Origin of the sequence: Bacillus aquiflavi (assembly GCF_019915265.1) — a bacterium.
Lineage (GTDB): Bacteria > Bacillota > Bacilli > Bacillales > Cytobacillaceae > Bacillus_BT > Bacillus_BT aquiflavi.
In genome coordinates this window covers 1,111,546-1,134,592 of record NZ_CP082780.1, presented here as the reverse complement: position 1 = coordinate 1,134,592, position 23,047 = coordinate 1,111,546, and the positions used below count along the sequence as shown (strand labels likewise).

20 protein-coding genes and 5 pseudogenes are annotated in these 23,047 nt (G+C 36.1%); 10 read left to right on the top strand and 15 right to left on the bottom strand.

Annotated features, from left to right (window positions below; translation table 11 throughout):
• Window positions 1–4 precede the first annotated feature (4 nt).
• From pknB to K6959_RS05675, 12 genes and pseudogenes are all read right to left on the bottom strand, one after another.
• Window positions 5–1,963 (bottom strand): Stk1 family PASTA domain-containing Ser/Thr kinase, encoded by a 1,959-nt coding sequence (pknB, locus tag K6959_RS05730; RefSeq protein WP_223087877.1) that lies wholly within the window; start codon window positions 1,961–1,963, stop codon window positions 5–7.
• Window positions 1,957–2,718: a Stp1/IreP family PP2C-type Ser/Thr phosphatase gene (locus tag K6959_RS05725; RefSeq protein ID WP_316252529.1), complete on the bottom strand. Its 762-nt coding sequence runs from the start codon at window positions 2,716–2,718 to the stop codon at window positions 1,957–1,959. The genes pknB and K6959_RS05725 overlap by 7 nt, the downstream gene beginning before the upstream one ends.
• Before the next feature lie 6 nt (window positions 2,719–2,724).
• The gene (gene rlmN, locus K6959_RS05720) at window positions 2,725–3,804 is read right to left on the bottom strand and encodes a dual-specificity RNA methyltransferase RlmN (RefSeq protein ID WP_223087875.1); all 1,080 of its coding nucleotides are present in this window, start codon (window positions 3,802–3,804) and stop codon (window positions 2,725–2,727) included.
• A pseudogene (gene rsmB, locus K6959_RS05715) lies at window positions 3,805–5,153 on the bottom strand (16S rRNA (cytosine(967)-C(5))-methyltransferase RsmB).
• Window positions 5,137–6,099, bottom strand: a complete 963-nt coding sequence (fmt, locus tag K6959_RS05710) for a methionyl-tRNA formyltransferase (RefSeq protein WP_223087873.1) — start codon at window positions 6,097–6,099, stop codon at window positions 5,137–5,139. Before fmt ends, rsmB begins: the two are co-directional and overlap by 17 nt.
• Window positions 6,100–6,149: 50 nt before the next feature.
• Window positions 6,150–8,561, bottom strand: coding sequence for a primosomal protein N' (gene priA / locus K6959_RS05705; RefSeq protein WP_223087871.1), 2,412 nt, complete (start codon window positions 8,559–8,561; stop codon window positions 6,150–6,152).
• A pseudogene (gene coaBC, locus K6959_RS05700) lies at window positions 8,548–9,766 on the bottom strand (bifunctional phosphopantothenoylcysteine decarboxylase/phosphopantothenate--cysteine ligase CoaBC). Before coaBC ends, priA begins: the two are co-directional and overlap by 14 nt.
• Before the next feature lie 138 nt (window positions 9,767–9,904).
• Window positions 9,905–10,126, bottom strand: coding sequence for a DNA-directed RNA polymerase subunit omega (gene rpoZ / locus K6959_RS05695; RefSeq protein ID WP_163242795.1), 222 nt, complete (start codon window positions 10,124–10,126; stop codon window positions 9,905–9,907).
• A 4-nt stretch (window positions 10,127–10,130) separates the two neighbouring features.
• Window positions 10,131–10,745, bottom strand: a complete 615-nt coding sequence (gene gmk, locus K6959_RS05690) for a guanylate kinase (RefSeq protein ID WP_163242794.1) — start codon at window positions 10,743–10,745, stop codon at window positions 10,131–10,133.
• A gap of 9 nt (window positions 10,746–10,754) precedes the next feature.
• Window positions 10,755–11,021: an extracellular matrix/biofilm regulator RemA gene (gene remA / locus K6959_RS05685; RefSeq protein ID WP_163242793.1), complete on the bottom strand. Its 267-nt coding sequence runs from the start codon at window positions 11,019–11,021 to the stop codon at window positions 10,755–10,757.
• A gap of 61 nt (window positions 11,022–11,082) precedes the next feature.
• Window positions 11,083–11,958: a YicC/YloC family endoribonuclease gene (locus tag K6959_RS05680; RefSeq protein WP_163242792.1), complete on the bottom strand. Its 876-nt coding sequence runs from the start codon at window positions 11,956–11,958 to the stop codon at window positions 11,083–11,085.
• A gap of 103 nt (window positions 11,959–12,061) precedes the next feature.
• Window positions 12,062–14,743: a calcium-translocating P-type ATPase, SERCA-type gene (locus K6959_RS05675; RefSeq protein WP_223087869.1), complete on the bottom strand. Its 2,682-nt coding sequence runs from the start codon at window positions 14,741–14,743 to the stop codon at window positions 12,062–12,064.
• 176 nt (window positions 14,744–14,919) lie between these two features.
• Between K6959_RS05675 and K6959_RS05670 the strand changes: the two are divergent.
• From K6959_RS05670 to K6959_RS05650, 5 genes and pseudogenes are all read left to right on the top strand, one after another.
• Window positions 14,920–16,642 (top strand): annotated as a pseudogene (locus K6959_RS05670) (Rqc2 family fibronectin-binding protein).
• Between the two features lie 313 nt (window positions 16,643–16,955).
• On the top strand, window positions 16,956–18,068 hold the full coding sequence (locus K6959_RS05665; protein ID WP_223087868.1) for an LXG domain-containing protein: 1,113 nt from the start codon (window positions 16,956–16,958) through the stop codon (window positions 18,066–18,068).
• Window positions 18,061–18,843 carry a hypothetical protein gene (locus tag K6959_RS18860; RefSeq protein ID WP_262421903.1) on the top strand — a complete coding sequence of 261 codons (783 nt, stop codon included), beginning with the start codon at window positions 18,061–18,063 and terminating at the stop codon, window positions 18,841–18,843. The genes K6959_RS05665 and K6959_RS18860 overlap by 8 nt, the downstream gene beginning before the upstream one ends.
• 14 nt (window positions 18,844–18,857) lie before the next feature.
• On the top strand, window positions 18,858–19,256 hold the full coding sequence (locus tag K6959_RS05655; RefSeq protein WP_163243551.1) for a hypothetical protein: 399 nt from the start codon (window positions 18,858–18,860) through the stop codon (window positions 19,254–19,256).
• Between the two features lie 298 nt (window positions 19,257–19,554).
• Complete coding sequence (locus K6959_RS05650) at window positions 19,555–19,713, top strand: hypothetical protein (RefSeq protein ID WP_223087867.1); 159 nt, start codon at window positions 19,555–19,557, stop codon at window positions 19,711–19,713.
• 18 nt (window positions 19,714–19,731) lie between these two features.
• On the opposite strand, the gene K6959_RS05645 is transcribed toward K6959_RS05650, so the two are convergent.
• A complete protein-coding gene (locus K6959_RS05645) occupies window positions 19,732–19,890 on the bottom strand; it encodes a hypothetical protein (protein WP_163243548.1) in 159 nt (52 codons plus the stop codon).
• On the opposite strand from K6959_RS05645, the gene K6959_RS05640 reads away from it, so the two are divergent.
• The 3 genes and pseudogenes from K6959_RS05640 to K6959_RS05630 form a co-directional block, all read left to right on the top strand.
• Window positions 19,883–20,374, top strand: a complete 492-nt coding sequence (locus K6959_RS05640) for a polymorphic toxin type 30 domain-containing protein (RefSeq protein ID WP_223087865.1) — start codon at window positions 19,883–19,885, stop codon at window positions 20,372–20,374. The two genes, K6959_RS05645 and K6959_RS05640, sit on opposite strands and share 8 nt — an antisense overlap.
• Before the next feature lie 23 nt (window positions 20,375–20,397).
• Entirely contained in the window at window positions 20,398–20,838 is a 441-nt protein-coding gene (locus K6959_RS05635; protein ID WP_163243549.1) for a hypothetical protein, read from the top strand.
• A 259-nt stretch (window positions 20,839–21,097) separates the two neighbouring features.
• Window positions 21,098–21,221 (top strand): annotated as a pseudogene (locus tag K6959_RS05630) (IS4 family transposase); the annotation flags it as partial.
• A 133-nt stretch (window positions 21,222–21,354) separates the two neighbouring features.
• Here K6959_RS05630 and K6959_RS18855 read toward each other — a convergent pair.
• Window positions 21,355–21,486, bottom strand: a complete 132-nt coding sequence (locus K6959_RS18855; RefSeq protein WP_258561203.1) for a hypothetical protein — start codon at window positions 21,484–21,486, stop codon at window positions 21,355–21,357.
• Window positions 21,487–21,544: 58 nt separating this feature from the next.
• Here K6959_RS18855 and K6959_RS05625 point away from each other — a divergent pair, with 58 nt between their 5' ends.
• Window positions 21,545–22,054 (top strand): DNA/RNA non-specific endonuclease, encoded by a 510-nt coding sequence (locus tag K6959_RS05625; RefSeq protein WP_262421902.1) that lies wholly within the window; start codon window positions 21,545–21,547, stop codon window positions 22,052–22,054.
• A 3-nt stretch (window positions 22,055–22,057) separates the two neighbouring features.
• Entirely contained in the window at window positions 22,058–22,516 is a 459-nt protein-coding gene (locus K6959_RS05620) for a hypothetical protein (RefSeq protein ID WP_163243546.1), read from the top strand.
• A 209-nt stretch (window positions 22,517–22,725) separates the two neighbouring features.
• On the opposite strand, the pseudogene K6959_RS05615 reads toward K6959_RS05620, so the two are convergent.
• Window positions 22,726–22,884 (bottom strand): annotated as a pseudogene (locus K6959_RS05615) (transposase); the annotation flags it as partial.
• Window positions 22,885–23,047 lie beyond the last annotated feature (163 nt).

The window sequence follows — 23,047 nt, the reverse complement described above, 5'->3', positions numbered from 1 at the left end:
ACCATTATTCAGGATAGGGTATTACTTCGTCAATAATCACGCTTCGATCACGGATCACCTTATAGCCCGCTTTTTCGCCGTGAGCGATTGTAAATTCAAGCCGCTTTTTAGTTGTTTCTGTCATATAAAAAGTTTCAAATGGTTCCGTCATACTTCTGTTCATATCCTCTATATAAATTTGTACTTCTTGTTGTTGCCCTTCTTCAGAAGGTTCATACGGAATCGTAATTTCTTTTATGACTGTTTTTGGCGGAATTTCCTTTTTTCCTTTTGAAATCACTACTGTAACTTTTTCGCCCTTTTTCAAAGCCGTGCCTGGTGCAGGTGATTGGGAGATCACTAAACCGCTTTGAATCGAATCATGGTATTCCTCTTGAGACATGTCAACTAATAATCCTACTGATTCAGCGTAGTCTGACACTCCCCGTCTATTATATTCTGTTAAATTTTTTAACGTAATCTTTTCTGTTCCTTTACTAACGGTAAACTCAAGTATCGTCTCTTCCGGAACGACAGCTTCACCGGCAGGAGGATTTTGCTCAAGGATCGTTCCTGGTATGCTATCACTATTAACTTCTTTTTTTATAATATCTTTAAAATTTTTGTTCTCTAATAGTCGCACAACTTCGTCATATTGGCGTTCACTATAATTAGAAAGCTCAAACTTTTCTTTTCCTGTACTTACGTACATATTAATTTTCGATCCTTCTTTTATTTTTTGTCCTGCTTTCGGTTCCGTTTTGATCACATGGTTTTCAAGAATTTCCTCATCGGTTATTTTAAAAGTTTTATCGATGCTAAAACCTGATGATTCTAATTTTGAAATAGCATCATTTACCTCTAATTTAGCTACATTAGGAACTTCAATATCTTTTGGCTTCAACATCTTTGGGAGAACAGTAACCGTTAAAATTGCAAGAACGATCAAAACAACAAAAGTTGATGTCAGTATAATGGGCCACTTTTTTCGATGTTTCTTCTGTTTTTGATTTGTATTGATATGATTTTTTTTATTTTCTTTATTATTATTATGAATAATCGTTTCATCTAAATCTGTATATTGCTCATCATTAGTAATAATAGGGATTGCCTTCGTTGCATCATCATCATTCGGCACGATGAACTTTGCTTCATTCAATCTTTCAGGATTTAACGAAGTACTTAAATCTTCTTCCATCTCCTCCGCATATTCATAGCGATGAAATGAATCCTTTGCTGTTGCTTTTAGAACGATATTTTCGACACTTTGCGGGATATCTGGATTCCACCTTTTAACCGATGGTGTTTCTGATTGTAAGTGCTTTAATGCAATTGAAACTGCCGATTCCCCGGAAAATGGAAGTCTCCCTGTTAATAACTCGAACATGACAATTCCTAATGAATAAATATCTGACTTTCTATTTGCCATGCCTCCTCGTGCTTGCTCAGGTGATAAGTAGTGGACAGATCCTAATACCGAATTCGTTTGTGTTATTGTTGTTGCGCTTAGCGCCATCGCGATACCAAAATCCGTTATTTTAACATTTCCGTCCTTATCCATTAAAATATTTTGCGGTTTGATATCACGATGAATAATATGATTTTGATGGGCATGTGAAATAGCTGAAGTTAGCTGTTTCATAATTTCGATTGCTTTTTCAACTTTAAGTGGTGAATTTTGTTGTATGTACTGCTTTAATGTTTGTCCATCGACAAACTCCATCACAATATAATATATATCGCCCTCTTCACCTACATCATAAATACTGACAATATTCGGATGAACTAAGCTTGTAGCAGATTGCGCTTCACGGCGAAATCGGCGAATAAACTCTTCATCATTTGCAAAATCAAGGCGGAGAATTTTTACAGCAACATCACGGTCGAGTATCATATCATGAGCTAGATAAACATTAGCCATGCCTCCTCCACCGATTATTTCAAGGACTTTATACCGACCGTTTATCCTTCTCCCTATTAACATTGCTCATCACCTAATTCATGATCGTCACGATACTCGACAATTACTAGGGTAATGTTATCTTCTCCGCCATTGTCATTAGCCATTTTTATTAAATTGGCTGCTTTTTCCTCAATTGAAATATTTTTCATCAACTCATCGTTAATCTCTTGATCACTTACTTTATTAGATAATCCGTCAGAACAAAGTAAAAGAATATCATCTTCTTCAAAGGTGATCGTTTTAATATCTGTCTCGACATGATCTTCTGTTCCAAGAGCACGAAGCAATACATTTTTCCGCGGATGATGCTCGGCATCTTCTTTCGTTATTTGCCCAGAGCGTACGAGTTCATTTACGAGAGAATGATCTTCCGTTAGCTGCTGAAGACCTGTTTCGTTCAAAATATAGCAGCGGCTGTCACCAATATTTGCTATCGTTGAAAACCGTTTTGTGCAAATGGCAGCAACAAGTGTTGTACCCATTCCTTGACATTCTTGATTATTTTTTGAATGGGTAAACAGTTTGTTATTAACATTGTTGATTTTTTCTTTTAACCACTGTTCTGCAATTTCGGGAGTTGTAATCTCCTTTGTTGATTTCCACCATTCCTTTAGTGTTGGAAGCGTCATTTCACTCGCGACATCACCTGCGCGGTGGCCACCCATACCATCAGCTACAATTGCTAAATAGTCTTTATCAATGTTAATAAAAACGCCTCCGCTATCTTCATTGTGGGGACGGATTTTTCCTCTATCTGTCATATATACAGCCTTCACTTTGTTTCACCTCGTCTCGTCTTTTCGTTCCTTTGCACGAAGTTGTCCACATGCTGCATCAATATCATGACCGTGCTCACGGCGAATCGTTACATTTATTCCATTGTTTTTTAAAAAGTTTTCAAATTTAAAAATTTGCTTTCGCGGTGTTCGTACATAGTTGCGCTCAGGTACATAATTTTCTGGAATTAAGTTCACATGACATTTTAAACCTTTTATTAATTTTGCTAACTCTTCAGCATGTTCAGCTTGATCGTTAACTCCGCCGAATAGGCCATATTCAAAACTCACTCTCCTTCCCGTTTTTTTAATATAATAATTTACTGCTTTCATTAATTCAGGTAGCTTATATGCTCGGTTTATCGGCATTAATCTGCTTCTTAGCTCACTGTTTGGGGCATGTAGAGAAATAGCAAAATTAATTTGCATATTTTCATCAGCGAATTGGTAAATTTTCGGGATAATACCACTAGTAGAAACTGTAATATGTCTTGCTCCGATATTCAACCCATGATCATCATTAATAATTTTTAAAAAATTTAACATTTGCTCATAGTTATCAAATGGTTCACCAATTCCCATAATTACTATATGGCTGACTCTTTCCTGAACTTCATCGAGAGCTTGCTGTACTTTTACAACTTGAGCAACAATTTCTCCAGCTTCTAAATTTCGTTTTAATCCTCCGAGAGTTGAGGCACAAAAAGTACATCCGATTCTACAGCCTACTTGTGTCGTTACACATACAGAATTGCCATAATCGTGACGCATTAAAACTGTTTCAATAGAATATCCATCATGAAGCTCAAATAAAAACTTAATCGTACCATCCGATGATTCTTGCTTGATAATTGTATTTAAAGTTGTGATCGTAAAGTTTGCTTCCATTTTTTCGCGCAGACTTTTCGATAAGTTCGTCATTTCGTCAAATGTGGAAACTCTTTTACTATACAGCCAATCATAAATTTGTTGTGCACGAAAAGGCTTCTCTTCGTTTTCCTGTAACCACTTCTTTAATTCATTGATTCGCAAAGAATAGATCGAAAGCTTTTTCGTTATTTTCTTATCAGTTGTTTGTAAATTCAACTATGACACCCTCTTTTTTATACAAGCGATAAAAAAGCCATCGCTTCCAAAGTCTTGCGGAAAAACTTGAAGTTTTCCACCATGAATAAATGGTCTTACTGCGCTAGGCATTCTCATTTTAAATTGAGGATCAAATTCAAAATGAGAATGCCCCTTTAAGAATATATCCACTACTTGATCGTTTTCTTCCTTTGCAACTGTACATGTACTATACACGAACAATCCTCCCGGTTTTAACAATGGAGCTAACGCATCCATTAACTCAAGCTGTACTTTTTGCAGCCTAGTTAAATCCTGTTCTTTTTTTGTATATTTAATGTCAGGTTTTCGCCGGAGCACACCTAACCCTGAGCATGGTGCATCTAATAGTATTCGATCAAAGGATTCTTTCGGAAAATAGTCGGCTGCTTTTCGACTATCTAATACTTTTGTCTCAATATTTGTTAATCCTAATCTTTTTGCATTATCGGAAATAAGCTTTACTTTATGTTCATGTAAGTCTAACGAAATAACCATGCCTGTTGCATTTAATTTTTCAGCAATATGCGTGGATTTACCGCCAGGTGCTGCACATGCATCAAGTATCATTTCGTCTTGTTCGATATTTAACGCATACGAAACTAGCATTGAACTTTCATCTTGAATTGTAATAAGCCCTTTATAAAATACTTCTGAATGAGCTAAATTGCCTTTTAAGCATTTGATTGCTTCTGGAATAATTGGACTTTTTTCAATTTGGTATCCTTCTTCTTCAAGCAGCTGAATACATTTTTGACGAGAAACTTTTGTTATATTCACTCTTGCCGTCTGCAATGGAGCAGTTAAGTTTATTTCACACATTTCCTTTGTTTTCAAAAAACCATATTGTTCAACCCAGCGCTCTACAATCCAGCGTGGATGACTCGTTTCAATCGATAGCCTTTCGATCGGATCTTCAATTGATTTTAAAGTTGGCACTCCTTCTCGTTGAATAGAGCGAAGCACTCCATTTACGAAGCTGGCAATTCCTTTATGTCCTCTTTTTTTAGCAATTTCAACGGCTTCATATATTGCTGCACGTTCCGGAATTTTATTTAAATAAATCATTTGATAAAGTGTTATTCTTAAAAGATGCAGCACCCAGTTATTAATTTTTTCCCTTTTTAAGAAAGGCTTTAAAAAGAAATCAAGAGTCATTCTACGCTGAAGAGTTCCATATGTAATTTCAGTTAAAAGCGCTGCGTCACGAGAGTTAAATTGATTTTTTTGATCGCAGCATTTAAGAGCAAATTGCTATATGATTGATTTTTTTCAACCGATTCTAATAACTCAAGCGCAGTTTCACGTACGTTTTTATGCTTTTTGTTCATCGTGGTCTCCTAGTCTTGTCCCTACCGTTAATTGCGCACCAGCTCCTCGTAAAAACTGTGCCGTACTCATTCGTTTTTTTTTTGCTGGTTGGAGCTCGGTAATATTAATCGCGGTTTTATTTCCAGTAGCAACAACAAGGCCTTCTTTTTCAATCGAAAGGATCGTACCAGGTTGATCTTCTGTTGCCACTTTCTTTTTTTCTCCGCACCAAACTTTTAAAACGTTTTTTTTTATTGTTGTGTAAGCAACGGGCCAAGGATTTAAACCACGTATATGGTTATAAATTTCCTCACCGGATTTTGCCCAGTCGATTTTCTCTTGCTCACGGTTAATATTAGGGGCATATGTTGCCTTTTTGTCATCTTGTTGGATTGCTTTTATTTCCCCATTTATGAGTTTAGGCAACGTTTCTGATAATAAATTTGCCCCAGCTAAACTAAGTTTATCATGTAAGGTTCCTACATTATCATCTTCAGAAATGTTTACTTCAACCTGTGTTAATATATCTCCAGCATCAAGTTTTTCCGCCATATACATAATCGTAATTCCTGTTTTTCCTTTCCCTTGCAAAATTGCGTAATGAATCGGAGCGCCTCCCCTTAACTCTGGCAAAAGCGATGCATGGACATTAATACAGCCGTATTTTGGCGCTTCTAATAATGATTTCGGCAATATTTGGCCGAAAGCTGCAGTAACGATTAAATCAGGTTGTAGCTGTAAAATTTTATTAATATCATCCTGTTCACGAATTTTTTCTGGCTGAATTACTCGTATTCCATGTTTTTCTGCCTCTACTTTGACAGGTGGCGGTGTAAGCTGTCTCTTTCTCCCAACTGGTCGATCAGGCTGTGTGACAACCCCTACTACATCAAAGCCGTCAGAGATGATCCGTTTTAAAACTGGAACGGCAAAATCAGGAGTACCCATAAATATTATTTTTGTCATCTTCCATCATCCCCTACTGTGTCATCTTTATTTAATCATGAATATTCGATTTACATCATAATATATGGATTCATATCAACAGATATTGTTAAACCGTTTGCTATATCATGCTGATAATGGTCTAACACTGCTTTTAATGTTTGACTTAGGTTTTGTTCTTGTTTGTATTTTATCAAACATTGGTAACGATATCTATTATTGATCCTTTGTATTGGCGATGCTACTGGCCCAAGGACAATCGCATTGTTTGATAGACGTGCGCGAATAAATTCGGCAATTTTACCTGTTACTGAGATTACTTTCATTAATTGTTCATGGCTTACGGTTAGCATGACAATAAAGTAAAACGGCGGATACTTATGAATTTTACGAACAACCATTTCCTGTTCATAGAAGCGATTAAAGTCCTGATTACCTGCAAGCTTAATGCTATAATGTTCAGGAGTATAGGTTTGAATAATGACTTCCCCGGGCAATTTATGCCGCCCAGCACGCCCGCTTACTTGAGTCAGCAGTTGGAACGTCTTCTCAGATGAACGAAAATCAGGAAGATGGAGCATCGTATCTGCAGATAAAACACCGACAAGGGTAATATTAGGAAAATCAAGTCCTTTTGCAATCATTTGTGTCCCTAATAATATGTCGCCCTTCCCGCGTTGAAAATTATCCAGTAATCGCTCATGCGCACCTTTCCGGCTTGTTGTATCAACGTCCATCCGAATCACTCTTGCTTCTGGCAATAACTTACCTAATTCTTCCTCTACCTTTTGCGTCCCAGTTCCAAAATAACGAATATGTTTACTTGAACATTCTGGGCATTTAGTTGGCACGGATGTTTCAAACCCGCAATAATGACATTTCATTTGCTGATTGAAACGGTGATAAGTCAAGGATATATCGCAATGAGGACAATTTAAAACGTAGCCGCAATCTCGGCAAATAACAAAAGATGAATGACCTCGCTTATTTAAAAATAAAACAGTCTGTTCTTTTTTCTCTAGTCGGTCTGTTAATTTTTCAAAGAGAAGGCGCGAAAACATCGAACGGTTACCTGCTCTTAACTCTTCGCGCATATCGATAATTTCAACTGCAGGTAAAGCTTGATTATTCATCCGTTTTGCTAACGTTAACAACTGATAAACTCCTTTTTTCGCTCTTGCAAACGTTTCAAGTGATGGCGTTGCACTTCCAAGAACGACAGGACAATTGTGAAATTTCGCCCGCTCTATTGCGACATCTCTTGCATGATAGCGAGGATTTTCTTCCTGCTTGTAACTCGTTTCATGTTCCTCATCAATAATAATAATGCCGATATTTTTAAATGGAGCAAAAATGGCTGAACGAGCACCAACAACAACTTTTGCTTCACCGCGCTGAATTTTCCTCCACTCATCATATTTTTCACCTGCTGACAAACCGCTATGTAAAACAGCTACTTCGTCACCAAAACGGCCTTTGAAGCGCTTAACCATTTGCGGTGTTAAAGAAATTTCGGGAACAAGAACAATTGCTTCTTTTCCTTTAGCAAGCACTTTTTGTATTGATTGTAAATACACTTCCGTCTTGCCACTTCCTGTTACTCCAAACAATAAAAAAACGCGATTAATTTCTTGTTCAATTGACTGATGAATTGGTTTTACTGCGTTTAACTGTTCAACAGTAAGAGGAAGAGGAACTGTTTTCGCAAATGTTCTATCTTTATACGGGTCTCGATAAACTTCTACATATTTTTCAGTTAATAGACCTTTTTTGATGAGACTTTTTACCGTAGCTTGTGAAACATCTAGCCGTGCTAAAAGTTTTTGCAATTCTACCGGCTCAAAATGATCAATGAAATAAGCGAGCACTATTTTTTGCTTCAATGCGTTTTTTTGCAATAATTTTAGTTGCTCAATTAAAATTTCAATCGAGTGAGCGGGAGAAATATATTTTACTTTTTTCTTTTTTAGCCGCTCTTTTACTTCATAAATAACTTCAACTGTTCCTCTAGCTGCTTCTTTTTGAAATAGAGTAATATGTTCATTTTTTGCAATGTCCTCCCAAGAAACTGTTTCACTTTTTTCAAAAAAAAGACGGATTTCCTTTGGAAGGATCTCAATATTTTCTCGTGATAAAAGCTTTATCTTTTTTCCATATTTTGCTTTAAATGCGGCAGGTAGCATCACTTGGAAGGCAGAGATTTTAAAGCATAACGTATTTTCTGCCAGCCAATTACCGAGTTGTAGCAACTCATCTGTTAACACAGGAACTAAATCCATTGGTTCAATGATTTCTTTTAAAGCATGAATGTCGGAATGTTTTTTTACTTCGGTTACAAACCCTTGAATTCTCCGCGGACCAAATGGGACTATAACCCTCATGCCCGGTTGAATTGTGTTAAGCCATTTATCTGGTATTAAATAATCGAATGTCTTATCTGTTTGCTTTGTAATTACGTCAACAATGACACTAGCGCCGTTCATTACGTTCATCCTTTAACAGTAACGAAATTTCACTAAGTAATTTTTGAGCGACTTGTTGTTTACTCATCGTCGGTAAGCTTTCCTTCGTACCATCCCGTTTGTAAATCGTTACAATATTTGTATCAGACCCAAATCCAGCCCCTGACTGAGTAATATTATTTGCAACAATCATATCCGCATTTTTCTTTTTTTTTTTTCTTTTGTGCATTTTCTTCAACATGTTCTGTTTCTGCTGCAAATCCTACTAACAGCTGGGTTGTTTTCCTTTGTCCGAGTTCAAATAAAATATCATTCGTTCTTTCTAATTGTAGACTAAGGTCCCCTTGCTTTTTTTTCATTTTTTGATCATAAACTATTTTTGGACGATAATCCGCTACAGCTGCAGCTTTTACGATCACATCCGCTTGATCAAAGTGTTTCATTGCGGCATCGTACATTTCTTTAGCACTTTCAACATCTATCACTTCAACACCAGAAGGTGCGGTTAGCTGAACAGGACCAGAAATTAAAATGACTTTTGCCCCAGCTTTTGCGGCTTCTTCCGCAATTGCATAGCCCATTTTTCCAGTTGAGTGGTTAGTCATAAAGCGAACAGGATCAATTTTTTCTCTCGTCGGTCCGGCTGTAACAACAATTGTTTTCCCTGTTAGTTCAAGAGTTTTTTCGTTAAAAAAGGTATGAATTAATTCAATTATTTTGTCTGGCTCTTCTAACCGCCCTTTTCCAACGTATCCACAAGCTAAGTAGCCTTCACTTGGTTCGATAAACTGATAGCCAAATTGAGCAAGCTTTTTGATATTGTTGCGAACAGCAGGATGCTCATACATATGCACATTCATCGCAGGGGCAATCCAAACAGGGGCTGTTACTGCCAATAACGTTGTTGTGATCATATCATCAGCTAATCCATTCGCAAGCTTGCCGATAATATTGGCTGTTGCAGGTGCAACAATAGCGAGATCAGCCCAATCAGCTAAATCAATATGAGCAATCACTTTAGGGTTCTTTTCTTCAAATGTATCAGTATAAACTTCATTTCTTGATAATGCTTGAAACGTTAACGGCGTGACAAACTTAGCCGCTGATTCACTCAAAATGATTTTTACTTCAGCACCAGCTTGTACTAGCTTACTCGTTAATGCAGCCGCCTTATAAACTGCAATTCCGCCAGTAACGGCAATAAGTATTTTTTTTTTCTGTATCACACGTAAATCCCACCCATTATCTTTTCATTCAAATTTTCTTATTTCATTATGAAGGATGATCATTGTTTTTTCATCTTTTTGATAGAATAAAAATAACAACCTAATGATATTAGGTTGTTATCGCACCATACAAATTACTTATTTCACAGCAGTTTCTTCTTGTTTACTTTTAGTTGTATAATGAAGTTTACCTAAATAAATCTCTTCCAATGCCTTACCGACAAATTTACTGGAAACGTAATTTTCAAGCATTGGATCATAATGATCCTGTAAACTTCGGGCACGTTTTGCTGCTACTGATACTAATGAGTATTTTGAATCGATTTTTTTTAGTAATGAATCTATCGAAGGATAAAGCATTTCTTTATTCTACCTCCAGCATTTTTTTATATCTTTCTGCTACTCGATCTCTCCGGCAATGTTCAGCCGTAATAATTGCCTTTATGCGGCTGCATGCTAATTTAACCTCGTCATTTTCGACAACGTAATCATATAATTCCATCATTTCAATTTCTTCTTTAGCCGTTTTCATCCGATTGGCAATTAATTCTTCTGTCTCTGTTCCTCTGTTCACGATGCGATTCTTTAATTCAGATAAACTTGGTGGAGCGAGAAAAATAAATAAGCCATCTGGGAATTTTTCTCTTACTTGTTTTGCACCTTGAACTTCAATTTCTAAAAAGATATCTTTCCCTGTAGCAATTGTTTGTTGGACATATTCTATTGGAGTTCCATAATAATTCCCAACATATTCGGCATACTCTAACAGTTTATCTTCAGCGATTAATTTTTCAAATTCTTCTCTTTCTTTGAAAAAATAATCAACACCATCTACTTCTCCTTCACGCGGCTTGCGTGTTGTCATTGAAATTGAATATTCAAAAGCTACATCTGGCTGTGAAAAGATCTCCTTCCTTACAGTGCCTTTACCTACACCAGATGGGCCTGAAAGAACTATTAATAAGCCTTTTTCTTGCATAAAAAAATCCTACCCTTCATCCATAATCTCATCACGATCATTCAACCTATGAGCTACTGTTTCTGGCTGAACAGCCGATAAGATTACATGATCACTATCCATAACGATCACTGCTCTAGTCCGTCTGCCGTATGTCGCATCAATTAAAGAACCTCGATCACGTGCATCTTGGATAATTCTTTTTATCGGGGCTGACTCAGGACTAACAATCGAAATAATTCGGTTTGCAGAAACAATATTACCGAAACCGATATTAATTAATTTAATTGACGTCATCTTGACCCTCCAATCATCAGTTCATTATTTTCACCGTGATGGCAAGATTCTAAACTGCCACTTATTCAATATTTTGAACTTGTTCTTTCATTTTTTCTAGTAAGCTTTTCAAATCGACAACTTGTTTGCCGATAAATGAATCGTTTGCTTTTGAACCGATTGTGTTCACTTCTCGGTTCATTTCTTGAAGTAAAAAATCGAGCTTTCGACCAATCGGATCATTTAATGCAATTGTATGTTTAAATTGTCCAAGGTGGCTTTGCAATCTTTTCAATTCTTCATTAATATCTACTTTATCTGCAAATATTGCTACTTCTGTTAATATGCGAGTTTCATCTACCTGTCCAGATAATATGTCTTCTATCTTTTTATATAGCCGTTCTTTATATTGATTGACAACACTAGGAAAATAAGTTTCCAATTGATGTATATGCTGTTCAAATTGCTGTAATTGCTCGCGAATATCCTTTTCAAGTTCATTTCCTTCAATATACCGCATTTCTATTAATTGCTGAGCAGCTTCCTCAATTGCATTTAATACTAAATCTTCTAGTTCTTCATTACCTGTATCCTCTTCTTCAATTGAAATAAACTCGTCTTTTGTTACTAAATCTTGAATAGATATAAGTTCGTCAAGTTGGTATTTTTCTTTTATTTTCATTAGCGCTCGGTAATAATCATCAAGAAGATTCCAATCAATATGCACTTTACGATTGATAAATCCTTCTCCTTCAAGCGTTATGTATACTTCTACTCTACCCCTATAAATATATTCACCAAGCTTTTTTTTTATTTTTTCTTCGATTTTTAAAAGTTGGCGAGGCATACGAATGTTGTATTCACGAAAACGGTGATTAACAGTTTTTACTTCAGCTGTAACAGAAAAGTTGGTTGAATAAACTTTACTTCTTCCAAAGCCTGTCATACTCACAACCATATTATGCACATCCATTCAAAAAAGAAGATCGATGGCTCTCATCATTAAATGAAAGAAAAGGTAATAGAATTTATTCTATTACCTTTTGTGATTATACCATACTTTATTTTGTTTTTCTTGCAAAAAGTGAACCAATTAGTAAAAAAGTCGGTAATGAGGCTAATCCAATAATAAGCAGCCAATCACGCATATCAATCGGTACAGTATTAAAAATTGGCTGCAACGGCGGGTAATATATAACGATAAGCATTAAGGCAATTGAAGAGATGACAGCCCATACTAAATAAGGGTTGCCAAATGGATTACGGGCAAAAATCGACCGCTCGCTGCGACAGTCAAAAACATGAATTAATTGTGCTAATACTAATGTTGCAAACGCTACTGTCTGCGCATAAATTAATTCTTCTGGATATTGATTATAAACTATAATAAAGGCGATAAGAGTCACCATTCCAATTAAAAATCCTCTTGAAATAACTTTCCAAGCAAGTCCTCTAGCAAAAACGCCCTCTTTCGGACTGCGCGGTTTTCTTTTCATCACATCACCTTCTGGTTTATCCAAACCTAATGCCATTGCAGGTAAACCGTCTGTTACTAAATTGACCCATAAAATTTGAATTGGAACAAGAGGTAATGGGAATGCTAAAATCATTGCAAATAACATAACTAATATTTCACCAACATTTGAAGCAAGCAAGTAGCGAACAAATTTACGAATGTTTTCATAAATATTTCTTCCCTCTTTGATTGCTGATTTTATCGTTGCAAAATTGTCATCAAGCAATACTAATGATGATGCTTCTTTTGCTACATCAGTTCCAGTAATCCCCATTGCTATCCCGATGTCCGCTGCTTTAATCGCTGGGGCATCATTCACTCCGTCACCTGTCATTGCAACAACATGGCCATTATTTTGTAATGCCTTTACAATTTTTAATTTATGTTCCGGAGATACTCGGGCAAATACTATCACATCATTAACTATATTTTTAAGTTCATCAGCTTTCATTTTAGATAATGCTTTTCCATCAAGAATTTTACCTTCATTTGTTAAAATTCCCAATTGCTTCGCGATTGCTTTTGCAGTAATTACATGGTCTCCAGTAATCATGACTGTTTTAATCCCTGCCGCTTTGCACTCTTTAACAGCCTTTTTCACTTCAGGACGCGGCGGGTCAATCATCCCTTGTAATCCGATAAACGTTAAATCTTTTTTAGCTTCCTTCTCATTTAAAATCGTTTCATTTTCTGAAACGGGTTTAAAAGCAATGGCAATTGTTCTTAAAGCAAGTGACGCTAGTCCATCCACAGCATTCTGCACCTTTGCTTTTTTTTCATTTGTTAACTGCTGTAATTGTTCATCCCATAAAATAGCTTTACATTCTCCTATTACGACATCAGGGGCACCTTTTGTTACGATAAACTGACGACCTGATTGATCTTTTACAATGACTGTCATCATTTTGCGGGTTGAATCAAAAGGGAACTCACGAATAATACTAAATTGCTTTAAGACACTTTTCCGCGTGTAGCCTGCCTTCATAGCAGCAACAAGCAACGCTCCTTCTGTCGGATCTCCATCAATCGTAAATTTATTATTTTTTTTAAATATTTCCGCATGGTTACAGAGCATCCCGAAGGTTAAAAGCTGTTGCAGTACCTTTTCTCTTTCCGGATGTATTAGCTGGTGTTTTGCATTATAAAACTTTCCCTTTGGCTCGTAACCAATTCCATCAACAGTCCACGTCTCCCCGCCACTCCATAAATGAGTGACTGTCATTTTATTCTGAGTCATCGTTCCAGTTTTGTCTGAACAAATAACAGATGCACATCCGAGTGTTTCAACAGCAGGAAGCTTTCTGACAATTGATTTTTGTTTAATCATCCGCTGAACCCCGAGTGACAAAGCAACTGTGACAATTGCCGGCAGCCCTTCAGGTATAGCAGCAACCGCTAACGATACCCCCGCTAAAAACATCGTATAAATGTCATGTCCTCGAAATACACCGATAACAACGACTAAAACTGTAAGCAGTAAGGCGACAGTTATAAGGATTTTCCCTAATTGCTCTAGACGGCGTTGCAGCGGAGTGATCATCGTTTCTGCTTTTTGCAGTAAATCAGCAATTTGACCCATCGCTGTTTTCATTCCTGTCGCAATGACGATTCCTTTTCCGCTTCCTCTTGTCACCATTGTCCCTTTAAAAGCAAGATTTTCCATATCACCAAGTTGTAATTCACTCTCATTTAAATCACGGCAGCTTTTTTGAACTGGCAATGACTCTCCAGTTAAAGCTGATTCTTCTATTTCCAAACTATTTACTTCGATTAAACGTACATCTGCACCGATGCGATCCCCATTTGAAAATTTTATCACATCGCCAACAACAACTTCCTTTGACGGAGTTTTTACCCACTGGTCATTTCGTAACACTTGAACTTGGGGTGCGGATAATTCTTTCAGCGCCTGTAGTGATTTTTCCGCTTTACGTTCTTGAAAAAATCCTAGCAGGCCATTAATCAGCACAATTGCAATAATAGCAATTGCATCAATATATTCACCTAGCAGACCTGAAACTAGCGTAGCAGCCAATAAGACGAGAACCATGAAATCTTTAAACTGGCTAAAAAATATTAATAATGTAGATTGTTTTTCTCCCTCTTCTAACTCATTAAAGCCGTATTGTTGAATTCTCTTTTTTACTTCTTGCTCGCTCAATCCAGTTTGTGCATTCGTCTTTAATATTTTTTCGATTTGATCTTTATTCATTTGATGAAATTTCATAAGGAAATCTCACTTCCCTTCAATTGTTTTTTAGGCAAATTTCTTTTATAAAAAAACAGGCGGATTCATTTCGCCCCATTTGTACAAATTTCCTTTTCTCTAAAGAAATCTTATTCAGACTCGTCCTAAAAAAAGCTATGATTAAAATCAACAATATAAGAAAAGGATGTTTTATCATGTCATTTGACGGATTATTTACAAAAGCAACTGTTGAAGAGCTTTCCAACTTGTTAGTTGGTGGACGAATTACAAAAATTCAACAGCCATATAAAAATGAAATTGTATTAAATGTTCGAGCTAAGCGGATTAACCATAAGGTTTTACTTTCTGTCCATCCAAATTATGCTCGCGTTCAACTAACGAAAGAATCATTTGAAAACCCACAAGAACCGCCAATGTTTTGTATGTTGCTGCGTAAACACCTCGAAGGGTTTTTTTTAGAAAATATTACTCAAGTTGACTTAGACAGAATCATTGTGTTTCAAATCAAGGGGCGAAATGAAATAGGGGATTTATCTTACAAACAATTAATTGTAGAAATAATGGGAAGGCATAGTAATATCATTTTAGTTGATCGTAACAAGAATTTAATTCTCGATAGTATTAAACACGTCTCCTTTGCGGTGAATAGCTATCGTGCAGTATTACCTGGACATGAATACGTCAGGCCACCTAAACAAAACAAACAAAATCCTTTTGCCGCAAACGAGACAGCTCTTTTGCAAAAAATTGATTTTAATTCTGGAAAGCTTGATAAACAGTTAGTTGCTCAATTTGCAGGGATTTCTCCTTTATTTGCAAAAGAAGTCGTTTTTCGTGCTGGAATTGCTAACCGTGTCTCATTGCCAAAAACATTTTTAACTTTAATGAATCAACTAAAAGAAAAAAAATATTTGCCTGCGATTTCGAGTAATAAAAACAAAGAAGCTTTTTACTTATTCCCACTAGCCCATTTAAGTGGAGAGAGAAAAGAATTTTTTTTCATTAGGGGATATGCTTGATCGATTTTATTTTGGAAAAGCCAAACGGGATCGTGTAAAGCAGCAAGCAACCGACTTAGAGAGATTTATCACAAATGAAAAAGCAAAGAATATAAAAAAAATAAAGAAATTGCAACGAACTTTGCAAGAAGCGCAAAACAGCAAACAATACAAACTATTTGGCGAGCTTTTAACAGCGAATCTCTATGCAATTACTAAAGGTATGAAGGAAATTGAAGTGATTAACTATTATCATGAAAACGGTGAAAAAGTAACGATTCCTTTAGATCCGCAAAAAACACCATCTGAAAATGCCCAAAAATATTTTTCAAAATATCAAAAGGCAAAAAATGCAGTGATGATCGTAAAAGATCAGATGAAACTTGCAGACAGAGAAGTGCAATACTTTGATACATTGCTGCAACAAATTGAAACAGCTGCTCCAAAAGATATTGAAGAAATCCGTGAGGAACTTATCGAAGAAGGGTATTTACGCAACCGGCAAAAAAAGCTAAACAAAAAACGCGGAAACAAACAACCCATTCTTGAAAAATATTGCGCGACCGATGGAACAGAAATCATTGTAGGAAAGAATAATAAGCAAAATGATTACTTAACAAATAAGCTTGCAAATAAAGATGAGACTTGGCTACATACGAAAGATATACCAGGATCACATGTAGTCATTAGAAGTAAAAACCCATCAGAAGCAACAATAATAGAAGGAGCAATATTAGCGGCTTATTTCAGCAAGGCGCGCAACTCAAGTTCAGTTCCAGTTGATTTTACAAAGGTGCGTCGCGTAAAGAAACCGAGTGGTGCCAAGCCAGGCTTTGTTATTTACGAAAACCAACAAACGGTATATGTGACACCGAGTGAAGAATTGGTCATTCAGCTGGATCAAAATAGCAGATCTTAATATCAAGTGATATCATCAAGATAAAAAAGTCATTCTTTGAAATTGCAATTTATTAAGACTAGTTGAAAACGCTTGTCGAGATGGGCAGCACAAGGCGGCATATATAACTGGCGTTTTAGGAGCTAACAACGAAGTGCAAGTAACGGAATGCGAGCGTTTGTCAGCCAGTCTGTAGCTCTTTAAGTGAACTTCACGATAAAGTCTCGCTAACCAAGAAAATCTTGAAAATAACAAAATTTACGTTTATTATATTTATATACATGTATAAAAAATACTTCTATAGATAAATTTTCTATGAAAAATTGGTGAAGCCATGAAAATCTTACATGCCCGTGAGATTTATATTGGCATTGAAGTCATTCAACAAACATTGAAAACCACCTATGAACAAGTGAGTAAAATTGAACATGCTGTTGAAAGAATTATTCAACTAGAAGATTCACTCAAAGGAAAAGGCGGCGAAGCGATTCGTGCTTTTTTTCAAAACGTACATAAGCCTTTCCTCTTATATCTTCAGGCATTCATTACCGATTATGATACAATTTTAGAAGAAATTAAATACTTACTCCAAGCGTTTGAACCAGCAGAAGATGGCTTTATTCACGAAAGTTTTTTAGAAAATGATGTCACGAATGGGTTAGATCGTCTTGAGAGACGAGTTACATCGATAACAAGTGAAATTAACAATGCGATACATAGTGTACAAGACATCGTCAGTTTGCCACCTATCCAAGCTGAAGAAACAATCTCTTATATCAACCAAGCGCGCCAACATAACCAAATGACGATCGAAAACCTCCATTCCTTTGATGAGCAAGCAACTCGTTTACTCGATCGCACCTGTGATGATTTGTTAATGATGGCCAGCTTTATGAAAGAAATAGAAGCGATGACTCAAAGCAGTCAATTGCCAATTTCTCATGACAGCGTATCAAAAATGATGACAAGCGAGGCTTATCGCAAGCTTTTGGGTAGCTTGGTGAAAAAGGTCGGACTTGAGCAAATCAATACGGTCGAAAGAGATCCATATGGAAACGACAACAGTATCAAATATCATGTATATGCAGACGGCTTGATTGTGATGGAAGCCGATAGATCTGGCAAAATTCATTATGAAGTTGTTCCAGCAATACCCGAAGAAATAAGGGATGGTGTCATTACTTCACCAGTTGATCGTGCATTTGAAGGTGTCATCGATGGAGCGGGAAAAGCGCTTGGCGATACGATAGACGGTCTCGTTTCTCTATACAAATTTGCCGAGGAAAATTTACAACCGGGTCATATCAATTATATCGAAAAATCCATCTTCGCTTATCAACTCATCCATGACCCAAAGAAAAAGCTAGAGGAAATGAAGGATAAAGCAATCAATTTCCCAAAATATATGTGGGAAGGGATGAAAAACGCCTGGAATCGAGATGTCTAACGGTGATGCCCACAGCCGTGCTGAATTCTTCTCCTATGGTTTAACAACAATCGGGATTGGCGTAATCGGAGATAAAGGATTAAGTAGAGCAGGTCAGCTTGGGAACGCTACAAAACTCGGTCATGTTGGAAAGATTGGAAATGTTGCAAATAAGATCCCGCCACCGATACCGATTACTAAAGGATTAACTCCCGCTTTTGCCACAGGCACAGCTAATCCGATTCCATACAATGTCATGGATGACTTGTACAATCGAATCCATCAGGCGAGTAAGGAAGCGTTTGGAGACAGTCGTGGTGGGAAAGTGTCTGGGGGTGTGGGAGAAGGTAGTAAAAGAGCCAGCGTAGTTAACCGTCCAATTCAAACTATTAAAAATAGGTATCCAAATGAAGTCCAGAAAGGTAAAACATTCAATGTTACACTTATAAATGGTAATTTAAAAATTAGAGATGGGATAAAAGAAGTAGATTTTATTATTGATGTAAATAACAATTTAAAGGTAGGAAGAGGTCACTCACATTTGGCGAGTGGTAAGGATGTTCAAGCGGCTGGAAAATTGAAAGTTGATGAGCTAGGGAATGTGAGAAAAATAACGAATGAGTCTGGTCACTATACGCCAACTCCTAAACAAGCAAAAAATTATGAACAAATTTTTAAAGAAGCAGGAATTAAAACAAAAAAAGCATGGTTAGAGATTCATCAATTAGAGCTAACGAATTCTGGTTATGTTAATTTAGGAAAATTGAAAAAAACAGAATCAATTAAATTGAAGTAAAGGAGGTAGCAGGCGTGTGTAGAGTAACTCAAATGAATGAGGAAATTTTTGCTGAAAATCTGCTTAAAACTGTTAATGAATTAAAAGAAAATCGAGGGATTTCAAGTAATAATTATAAATTTATTATAGAACCCATAGAGGAAGAGGGAAAAACTTTAGATGGCGGAGACGAAATGATGAAGCGCTTAGTTTTATCCAAAGATAATATAGGTGGAAAAAGATTATTAATAAATGATGTTGTAGGCATTTTAGGAGGGCTTTTTCCAAGAGCTCCAATTTGGATTAATGTGTCTTTTGTAGAAATAGATGGAGATACGGCTATATTTAAGTTGGAAACTAGTTTGCGTTTTAGAAAGCCAACATTGCTTAGAAATGCTGAAACAGGTCACGCTCCATTTAAAGCAATCATTTAATTAGTAGGATAACTCAATACGAAGAATTTCATTACTTTATAAATTTTCAGAAAAGAAAAAAGCTAATTCAAATGAGAAAAAGGTTCCAATAAAGGAGCCTTTTTTCATCTCGCCAGTTGATCGTGCATTTGAAGGTGTCATCGATGGAACGGGAAAAGCGCTTGGTGACACGATAGACGGTCTCGTTTCTCTATACAAATTTGCCGAGGAAAATTTACAACCGGGTCATATCAATTATATTGAAAAAGCAATCTTCGCTTATCAACTCATCCATGACCCGAAGAAAAAGCTAGGGGAAATGAAGGATAAAGTAATCAATTTCCCAAAATATATGTGGGAAGGGATGAAAAACGCCTGGAATCGAGATGTCATCAACGGAGATGCCCATAGCCGCGCTGAATTCTTCTCCTATGGTTTAACAACAATTGGGATTGGCGTAATCGGAGATAAAGGATAAAGGATTAAGTAGAGCAGGTCAGCTTGGAAATGCAGCAAAACTCGGTAATGTTGGAAAGGTCGGAAATGTTTCAAACAAGATCCCGCCACCGATACCGATTACTAAAGGATTAACTCCCGCTTTTACTACAGGCAAAGTTAATACGATTCCATACAACGTAATGGATGACTTGTACAATCGAATCCATCAAGCGAGTAAGGAAGCGTTTGGAGACAGTCGTGGTGGGAAAGTGTCGGTGAGTGTTGGGGGATCTGGTAAGGGATACAGTATAACCAGAAAGCTAGGAACAGGAAAAGTTGGAGATTTTAATAACATACAAGGTTCTACTATTGATGACATCTTGTCAAGAATTCCAACTGATGCTAAAAAACGTATTTTAACCCCACAGTCAGGGAAGGTAACTGAAGGATTTGAATATACTTGGAGGAATTCAGACGGTAAAAAAAAGACGGTCCGTGTTCATGGTCCAGATGCTTCCGCTCCAGTTGGAAGTAATGCTTCAAATGGTTGGATTATACGAGTACAGGAAGGAAAAAAATATCTTGATCCAGTAACCGGTGAATATCAGCCACGTGGCATAACAAATCCTAATAGCCCTAATTATAGTGACGATTTAGCAAATAGAACTCATATTCCTATTCAACCACCAAAAAAAAAATGATATGAAAGTGAAGTGATTTTAATATGTCTTTTGAAGGAAAATTATTTAAATTATTGAATGATAATAATTTAAATAAGGATGAAAAATTGAAGAGTTTAGGCACTATTGGAGATATTTTAGAATATGGAAATATCAGTAGGGATGAAGCTATTGAAGAAATGAATATTCTAATAAAACATCTTGTTCAGCAAGATGATAACGATATTAAAGAAGCAATTTTAAGCATTATTTTGAATGCGGAAGACACTAGATCAATTGATAAGGAATTGGATTTAGATCCAATTGTTTCCAATCTAAAAAAATTTAATGATGAATGCATTAGTTATATTTTATCAATGCTAGGTTATTCCGGGAAAGAAAAATATAGAAGCACAATTGAGCAGTTTAAAAAAAATCCCCGATTGGAAGAGGACGTAGAAGACGCTTTACTTGAGTTAGATTTTAGAATTAAAAATCAAAATTAATTGTCTATCTTGTGAATTTTTCTAAAAAATCACATGTAGAACAAAGCAGTCAAAAGCGACGTAAGAAATGTAATGCCTATTGACTGCTTTTTTTGGCTTATTATATTTGTTGGGGTTTTTACACAATTGCATGCAAAATAAAACATGCTTGAATTAATTATTTTAAATAAAAAGAGTCACTAGTATTGTATTCATAATAAAGGACACATACATGGATAAGAATAAACGAAATACATTATTTGGACAATGGTTTTCATAAATAAATTCTCAATTAATTGATGAACAGGTGAAAACATTTAAATTAGATTTCTATACGAAAATTAACCACAGAGTCATTTCTAAAATTACTTCCTTTTTCACCGTTACAAGAGGTCGAAAGCCTTTTTGGGTGATTGCCCACAGCCGCGCTGAATTCTTCTCCTATGGTTTAACAACAATTGGGATTGGCGTAATCGGAGATAAAGGATAAAGGATTAAGTAGAGCAGGTCAGCTTGGAAACGCTACAAAAAACTCGGTCATGTTGGAAAGGTCGGAAATGTTTCAAACAAGATCCCGCCACCGATACCGATTACTAAAGGATTAACTCCCGCTTTTACTACAGGCAAAGTTAATACGATTCCATACAACGTAATGGATGACTTGTACAATCGAATCCACCAAGCGAGTAAGGAAGCGTTTGGAGATAGTCGTGATGGGAAAGTGTCGGTGAGTGTTGGAGAAGGTAGTAAAAAAGCCAGTGGGGCTGAAAAGATTATTACTGATGGCAGTCATTTAGAAAATGGGGAATTAAACCCAAATATAAAATATAAAGCGGGAGAACATGGATATTCTTATGAGACAAATTCAAAGGGGGAGATAACTCATGCAAGTGCAGACGATTTGAAAATAAAAAAACACGCAGGAAGATTACCACATAATCCTAACACACCTAATAAATTACCTGGAGACCATGCAGGACACATATTTGGCGATAGATTTGGTGGCTCTCCAGAACTAGATAACTTGGTTTCTCAAGCAAGGAAAGTAAATCAAAGTGCATATAAGAAAATAGAAAATACATGGGCTAAAGCTATTGAACAAAGAAAAAAGGTCTCAGTAGATATTAAAATTAATTATGAAACTGGGACTTCACGTCCAACTTCTTTTGAGGTAAACTATTCAATAGATGGTGCTGACTATTATGAACGTATAACAAATAAGCAAAAGGAGAACTAGCTAGTGAGTAAAATATTTGAAGATGATTTTATGGATATACAAGCAGATATGGTATCACTTTGCTTAGAATATGTAGATTCCAAGGCAGAAAATATATATATTTATGCTTCTAATGAAAATGGAGTATTTTCGTTCAATGCATTTTATAAAATAAATGGAAAAATTGTGAGAACAAATGAAGTTAATAATGTGTTAGCTGAGACTAATGAAAAGATAGATGATAATAAAGAAAGAAGATTATCAGTGTTAAAAATAGGTGTACAAGATTTACAAAGAATAGTAGATTTATGTAAACAATATAATCAAAGTATACCGACAGAATTAAAGTTAAAATATGATGTCAAATCTAATAATTTAGAAGCTGATTACAAATATGAGAATGTATACTCAGATGATAATAGTTTAACTTCTTTTGATAATTTCAATGCATGGTATGAAGAGGTAAAAGCAAGTAACGTATAATGACATCTATGTTAGAAATTTTGTCTCTTCACCATTGTTTGTGATTCGGAAAAAATTCTGGTAATTAGTTAGCTAGATTGGAGCCACTCAAAATCTTTCCTTCTTCAGCTTACAAGCTGGCTAGTTGGTGGAAAGGAAGCGGTCAAGTGCTTTCCTTGACGGCTTCTTTTCCACCAACTATTATTTACTAAATGCTGAAGAAGAAGTGGCTAAGCAATCTGTTTATTGTAAGTTTTACCTGTACACTCCAAAAATACACGTGTCCTGAATCTTTGAGGATTTCTATAGCCATAAGCTCGTCGTTTAATATTCTTAATTTTATGATGGGTGCCTTCTATCCTTCCATTAGTAGAGGGGGTATGAAAGTACAGCATGGTTTTTGGGATTTTTCAAGTGTTAACGACCGTGTCAGCTAGTCTAAAGAGGACGATGAAGTAATACCGCCCTAAAATTAGCAGAATAAAGAGAAAAAAAGTTTCAAATCAAAAAAGATTGTAGGCTAACTCCATTTTAAGAGTTTACCTACAATCT